Consider the following 6,026-nt stretch of genomic DNA (forward strand, 5'->3'; position numbering starts at 1 on the left):
CCCCTTGACCGAAACAGACCCGCCCGTGGGGCAGGACGAACCCTGACTGATCACACCGGCCGACCCGGACATCCTGACAACGTCCGTAGCCACCAGACAGTTTCCACCACGCACCACCTCTTCGGTGCGCCGACCCCCCGCAACCTCTTGCCCCTGCCGGACGACCCCCATGCACTCCCTGTTCACTGCGAGGACAACCGAGCGTAGTCAGGCCGCTTCGCCGCCCGCAAGGCGTCCACGACGATCTTGTCAGACCGCTCGACGGTCACGGTGGCCTGCTCCTTCTCGAGTGTCTGCACCACGCCTCCGGGGATGTTGAGCGCCGGCTCGAGGTCCTGCGGCTTGCCGATGACCTTGAAACGATAGGGCGCTTTGATCTTGTTCCCGTCGACGTCCACACTCTTGCCGACGTCCGTCAGATAGGTGCTGGCGACGACCCGTACGCCGTTGACCTGGATCGCCTCGGCGCCGGCCGCACGCAGCTCCTGGATCGCGTCGAGCAGCATGTCCGCCTCGACCGTCCCCTTCGTGTCTTCGATGGTCATGGTGATGCCGGGTCCCTGCGCCGCCACCGTGCCCGCCAGAATGCCGAGTTGCCTCTCCTTCTCGACCGTCTGCTTGCGGGCCTCCGCGGCCTGGTCGGAGCTGTTCTGCAGCTCCTGGCGCTGCTTTTCGAGCCCCTGCCTCTCGTCCTCAAGACGCTGAGTGCGGTCGTCCAGTTCATCGAGGATCCGCACGAGATCCTCCTGGCGCGCACCGCGCAGAGCGCTGTCGGCCGAGCTGGTGGACGCGACCTGGATGGCCAGCCCGAAGCCGAGGCCGAAGAGCAGTACGGCGAAGATGAGTTGGGGGCGGGTGATGCGCGGCGGCCACAGTCCTTGCACCAGCCGCTGCCGGCCGGTCAGCGCCGGTTCGGCCCCCGTCCCGGACTCGCTCTTCGTTCCGGGCTGCTCGGTCTCCGCCCCGGGAGTCCTGGCGGCATCTGCCGCCTCACCCGTCGCATTGGCTTCCCGGGCCACCGCAACGGTGTCGGAGGGCGCCGCGGCCACGGGGACCTCCTCGGGCAGTTCGCGGCGCAGCAGGCTCTCCGGACGCCCGCCCCGCGGCCTTTCCGGGCGCTCGGCCTGCGAGTTCTCCGGGCGTTCGGCCTGCGAGTCGTCCGGGCGTTCGGCCCGCGGGCTCTCCCGCCGCCCGCTCGGCGGGTTCTCCCGCCGTTCTTCTCGCAGGTTCTCCCGCCGTTCTTCCCGCGGGTTCTCCCGGGGTTCGCTCTGGTTGTTCATCCCTGCCTCACGCCGCCTCACGCCCGGAACACGTGCCGCCGGATCGCCGCGGCGTTGGAGAAGATCCGGATGCCCAGGACGACCACGACTCCGGTGGAGAGCTGGGCGCCGACACCCAACTTGTCGCCCAGGAACACGATCAGCGCGGCGACGACCACGTTCGACAGGAACGACACCACGAAGACCTTGTCGTCGAAGATGCCGTCGAGCATGGCCCGCAGACCGCCGAAGACGGCGTCCAGTGCCGCCACCACGGCGATCGGCAGGTAGGGCTCGACGGCCGCCGGAACCTCGGGCCGGACCAACAGGCCGGCCACGACTCCCACGACGAGGCCCAGTACGGCGATCACGATGTGCCCTTCTCAGTTTTTCTCGGTGTTCGGCTGTGCTGTACGTACGATCACACTGGGTGCGGCGGGCAGCCTGAGGTCGCTCTCCACGGAGATGCTGGTGCGGATTCCGTAGTTGTCCTGCAGGGCGTGCAGGTAGAGCCCGTCCGCGCTGTCCTGGAACCGGGTGCTCAGCCGCTTGCCGTCCCCCACCGCCAGCACCGTGTACGGCGGTACCAGCGGCTTGTTGTCGACCAGTATCGCGTCACCGGCGGCCCTGATCGCGGACAGGGACGTCAGCCGCTGCCCGTTGATGGCGACGGCCTCGGCGCCGGAGGCCCACAGGCCGTTGACGACGCGCTGCATGTCGCGGTCCCGCACCCGCCCGGTGTCGGAGAACCCGGACGTCTCCCGCGGGTCGCCGTCACCGCCGCCGGTGGCCTCCTTGGCGTCGTTCACGACGAGCCTGACCCCGGGACCGCGCACCTCGGTGGCGCCCGCGAGCAGGCCCACCAGCTCGGCCCGGCCGCTGCCGCCGCTCTTCAGCGCCTCGCGCTGGCGGGCGCCGACTTCGTCGCGCAGTTCGTCCACGCTCTGCTCGAGCCGGTCGGCCTGCGCCGTCTCGCGGTCGATGCGGTCGAGGAGTTCCTGCCGCTCCTTGGCGACGGTCGGGGCGGCCACGCGTGCCTGGGCCGCCCCGACGGTCACGACGAGCGCCGCCAGCACCAGGCCGGCGGCGAGCGACAGTTTCGCCTTCACGGTCTTCGGCATGCCGGCGGTTCCGGCGGCCTCCTTGCGGGCCGCGGCCTCGGCATAGCCGTCGTCGAGGCTGTGGTCCATGACGTTGGTGAGCAGCGACATGGACGCGTCCGGGCGCGACACGCGCACGGTGGTGCTCCGAACGGGGGGCTGCTGCGGCATGCCGCACATCGTCGCACGTCGCTGCCGCTACCTCCGAATGGCCCCACCGACGTGCCGGACAGGCCCCCTTGGGGAACACTTGTCCGGCACGCGCGTGTCCTACCGCTTTACCGGCCGGCGCTGTCCACCACGGCCGACCACTCGTCGAGCAGGGCCTGCGCGGAGGCGTCGTCGGGGCCCTCCGCCCACAGGTGCGTGACCGCCTCGGCCGGGTCGGGCAGCACCATCACCCAGCGGCCGTCGGTCTCCACGACCCGCACCCCGTCCGTGGTGTCGACGTGGCGGTCTCCGGCCGCCTCCACGACCCGGCGCATGACCAGGCCCTTGACCGCCCACGGCGTGGCCAGATCCCGCTTGAGGACGTGCGCCCGCGGGATCCGCGCGTCGATCTGGCTGAGGGTGAGCTGCGTCCGCGCCACCAGTCCGATCAGCCGTACGAACGCCGCGGTGCCGTCGTAGACGCTGCTGAACTCGGGGACGATGAACCCGCCCTTGCCGTCACCGCCGAAGATCGTGCCCTCCTGGCGGCCGACACGGGTCAGGTCGTCCGGCGAGGTCGTCGTCCACTCGACCTGCGTGCCGTGGTACGCGGCGACCTGCTCGGCGATTCTGGTGGTCGTCACCGGAAGCGCCACCCGGCCGCTGCGCCGCTCGGCGGCGACCAGGTCGAGCATCACCAGCAGCGCCCGGTCGTCCTCGATGATGCGGCCCTTCTCGTCCACCAGCGACAGCCGCTCGCCGACCGGGTCGAACCGCACGCCGAACGCCGCTCCGGAGGACGCCACGATCTCGCCGAGCCGGGTCAGGCCGGCCCGCCGCATCTCGGCCGTCTCGGTCGGCCGGGACTCGTCCAGACCGGGGTTGATGGTCAGCGAGTCCACCCCGAGCTTGCCGAGCAGGCTGGGCAGCACGAGACCGGCGCTGCCGTTCGAGGCGTCCACGACGACCTTCAGCCCCGACTCGGCGATACCGGTCGTGTCGACGTTGCGCAGCAGCGACCCGGTGTACGAGTCGAAGACGCTGGCCGGGAAGTGCAGGTCACCGATCTCTCCGGGGAACGCCCGCCGGTACTCCTGGCGCGCGAACACCCGGTCCAGCTTGCGCTGGCTGGCCTGCGACAGGTCGGCGCCCTGGCTGTCGAAGAACATGATGTCGACCGAGTCCGGCACCCCGGGCGTCGTCCGGATCATGATGCCGCCGGCGCTGCCCCGCGCGGTCTGCTGCCGCGCCACGGGCAGCGGCACGTTCTCCAGGTCGCGTACGTCGATGGCGCTGGCCTGCAGGGCGGAGATGACCGCCCGCTTCAGCGCCCGGGCGCCGCGGGAGTGGTCACGGGCCGTGGTGACGGTCGCGCCCTTCTTCAGCGTCGTCGCGTAGGCGCCGGCCAGCCGCACGGCCAGCTCCGGCGTGATCTCGACGTTGAGGATGCCGGAGACCCCGCGGGCGCCGAAGAGGTGCGCCTGCCCCCGGGACTCCCAGATGACCGACGTGTTGACGAAGGCACCGGCCTCGATCGTCTTGAACGGGTAGACCCGCACATTGCCCTGAACGATCGATTCTTCACCGATGAGGCACTCGTCACCGATGACGGCGCCGTCCTCGATCCGCGCGGCGCGCATGATGTCGGTGTTCTTGCCGACGACGCAGCCCCGCAGGTTGCTGTGCTGCCCGACGTAGACGTTGTCGTGGACGACGGCCTTGTGCAGGAAGGCGCCGCTCTTGACGACGACGTTCGAGCCGATGACGGTGTGCTCGCGGATCTCGGCGCCGGCCTCCACCTTGGCGTAGTCACCGATGTAGACCGGCCCGCGCAGAATGGCGTCGGGGTGCACCTCGGCACCCTCGGCGACCCAGACTCCCGGCGAGATCTCGAAGCCGTCGATCTCGACGTCGACCTTGCCCTCGAGGACGTCGGCCTGGGCCTTGACGTAGCTCTCGTGCGTGCCGACGTCCTCCCAGTAGCCCTCGGCGACATAGCCGTAGATCGGCTTGCCCTCCTTCATCAGCTGCGGGAAGACGTCGCCGGACCAGTCGACCGGAACGTCGGGCTCGACGTAGTCGAAGACCTCGGGCTCCATGACGTAGATGCCGGTGTTCACGGTGTCCGAGAACACCTGGCCCCAGGTCGGCTTCTCCAGGAAGCGCTCGACCCGACCCTCGTCGTCGACGATGGTGATGCCGAATTCCAGTGGGTTGGGCACACGCGTGAGGCAGACCGTGACCAGAGCACCCTTTTCCTTGTGGAAATTGATCAGCTCGGTCAGGTCGAAATCGGTCAGGGCGTCACCGGAGATCACGAGGAACGCGTCGTCCTTGAGCGCCTCTTCGGCGTTCTTGACGCTTCCGGCGGTGCCGAGGGGCTTCTCCTCGTTGGCATAGGTGAGCTCCATGCCGAGCTCTTCGCCGTCACCGAAGTAGTTCTTGACCAACGAGGCCAGGAACTGGACAGTCACGACGGTTTCGTTGAGCCCATGCCTTTTGAGCAGCCGCAGCACGTGCTCCATGATCGGGCGGTTCACCACCGGCAGGAGCGGCTTGGGCATACTCGAGGTCATGGGGCGAAGGCGTGTTCCTTCGCCGCCGGCCATCACGACGGCCTTCATGTCGGAAGCGTCCTCCTCCAAGAGACGACTGTCTAGCCGACTTCCCCCGTCCAGATTGTCCCGCGGTTTCGTCAAACGGGCCATCGAGCCAATGCGGCGAGCCAATCAGGGAGCTCAGTCGGCCATGGCGTCCGCACGGACCAAGCGGCGGACTTGCACCACGTAGAGGACTCCTGCCCACCAATAGAGCGTTGTACCCCATCCGGCGAACGCCCATCCGAAAATAGCAGCGAGTGACGGGATCCAACCGCTTCCGTCACTGAGCAGAAGCAGCGGGAAGGCATACATCAGGTTGAAGGTTGCCGCCTTCCCGAGGAAGTTCACCTGCGGCGGCGGGTAGCCGTGCCGCCGCAGGACGCCCACCATCACCAGCAGGACCAGCTCCCGCGCCAGTAGTACGGCGGTCAACCAGAGCGGCAGGATCTCACGCCAGGTGAGGCCCACCAATGTCGACAGCACGTACAGCCGGTCGGCCGCGGGATCGAGGAGCCGGCCGAGGCTGCTGATCTGGTTCCAGCGCCGTGCGAGCTTTCCGTCCAGATAGTCGCTGATCCCGCTCAACGCCAGCACCAGCAGTGCCCAGCCGTCGCTCTTCGGGCCTCCGAACTCCGGCCTGAGGATCAGCCACAGGAAGAGGGGCACGCCGACGAGCCGGGCCATGCTCAGGATGTTCGGGATCGTGAGGACCCGGTCCGTCTGGATCCGGGTCTCCTGGACCTCCACCCGGGGGCCTCCTGTGGGAAACGTGCCAACGATGCTCACTGACCTTACCTCAACGCAAAAAAGCTCCGGCTCTCGGGCGTACACACCCGAGAGCCGGAGCTCTCAATAATTGTTCGGCGGCGTCCTACTCTCCCACAGGGTCCCCCCTGCAGTACCATCGGCGCTGTAAG

General features: G+C 68.7%; 5 protein-coding genes. All 5 read right to left on the reverse strand.

Features of this window, described 5'->3' with window-relative positions; translation table 11 throughout:
• Positions 1 to 182: 182 nt before the first annotated feature.
• Positions 183 to 1,280, reverse strand: a complete 1,098-nt coding sequence (locus tag IE225_RS30615; RefSeq protein ID WP_373303291.1) for a DUF881 domain-containing protein — start codon at positions 1,278 to 1,280, stop codon at positions 183 to 185.
• Between the two features lie 17 nt (positions 1,281 to 1,297).
• Positions 1,298 to 1,630 (reverse strand): small basic family protein, encoded by a 333-nt coding sequence (locus IE225_RS30620; protein WP_003977440.1) that lies wholly within the window; start codon positions 1,628 to 1,630, stop codon positions 1,298 to 1,300.
• 12 nt (positions 1,631 to 1,642) lie between these two features.
• Positions 1,643 to 2,539: a DUF881 domain-containing protein gene (locus IE225_RS30625; RefSeq protein WP_190060914.1), complete on the reverse strand. Its 897-nt coding sequence runs from the start codon at positions 2,537 to 2,539 to the stop codon at positions 1,643 to 1,645.
• A 98-nt stretch (positions 2,540 to 2,637) separates the two neighbouring features.
• Positions 2,638 to 5,133 carry a mannose-1-phosphate guanyltransferase gene (locus IE225_RS30630; RefSeq protein WP_190060915.1) on the reverse strand — a complete coding sequence of 832 codons (2,496 nt, stop codon included), beginning with the start codon at positions 5,131 to 5,133 and terminating at the stop codon, positions 2,638 to 2,640.
• Positions 5,134 to 5,247: 114 nt separating this feature from the next.
• Complete coding sequence (gene clsA / locus IE225_RS30635) at positions 5,248 to 5,856, reverse strand: cardiolipin synthase ClsA (RefSeq protein WP_190060916.1); 609 nt, start codon at positions 5,854 to 5,856, stop codon at positions 5,248 to 5,250.
• Positions 5,857 to 6,026 lie beyond the last annotated feature (170 nt).

This window comes from Streptomyces echinoruber (genome assembly GCF_014651135.1).
Classification (GTDB): domain Bacteria; phylum Actinomycetota; class Actinomycetes; order Streptomycetales; family Streptomycetaceae; genus Streptomyces; species Streptomyces echinoruber.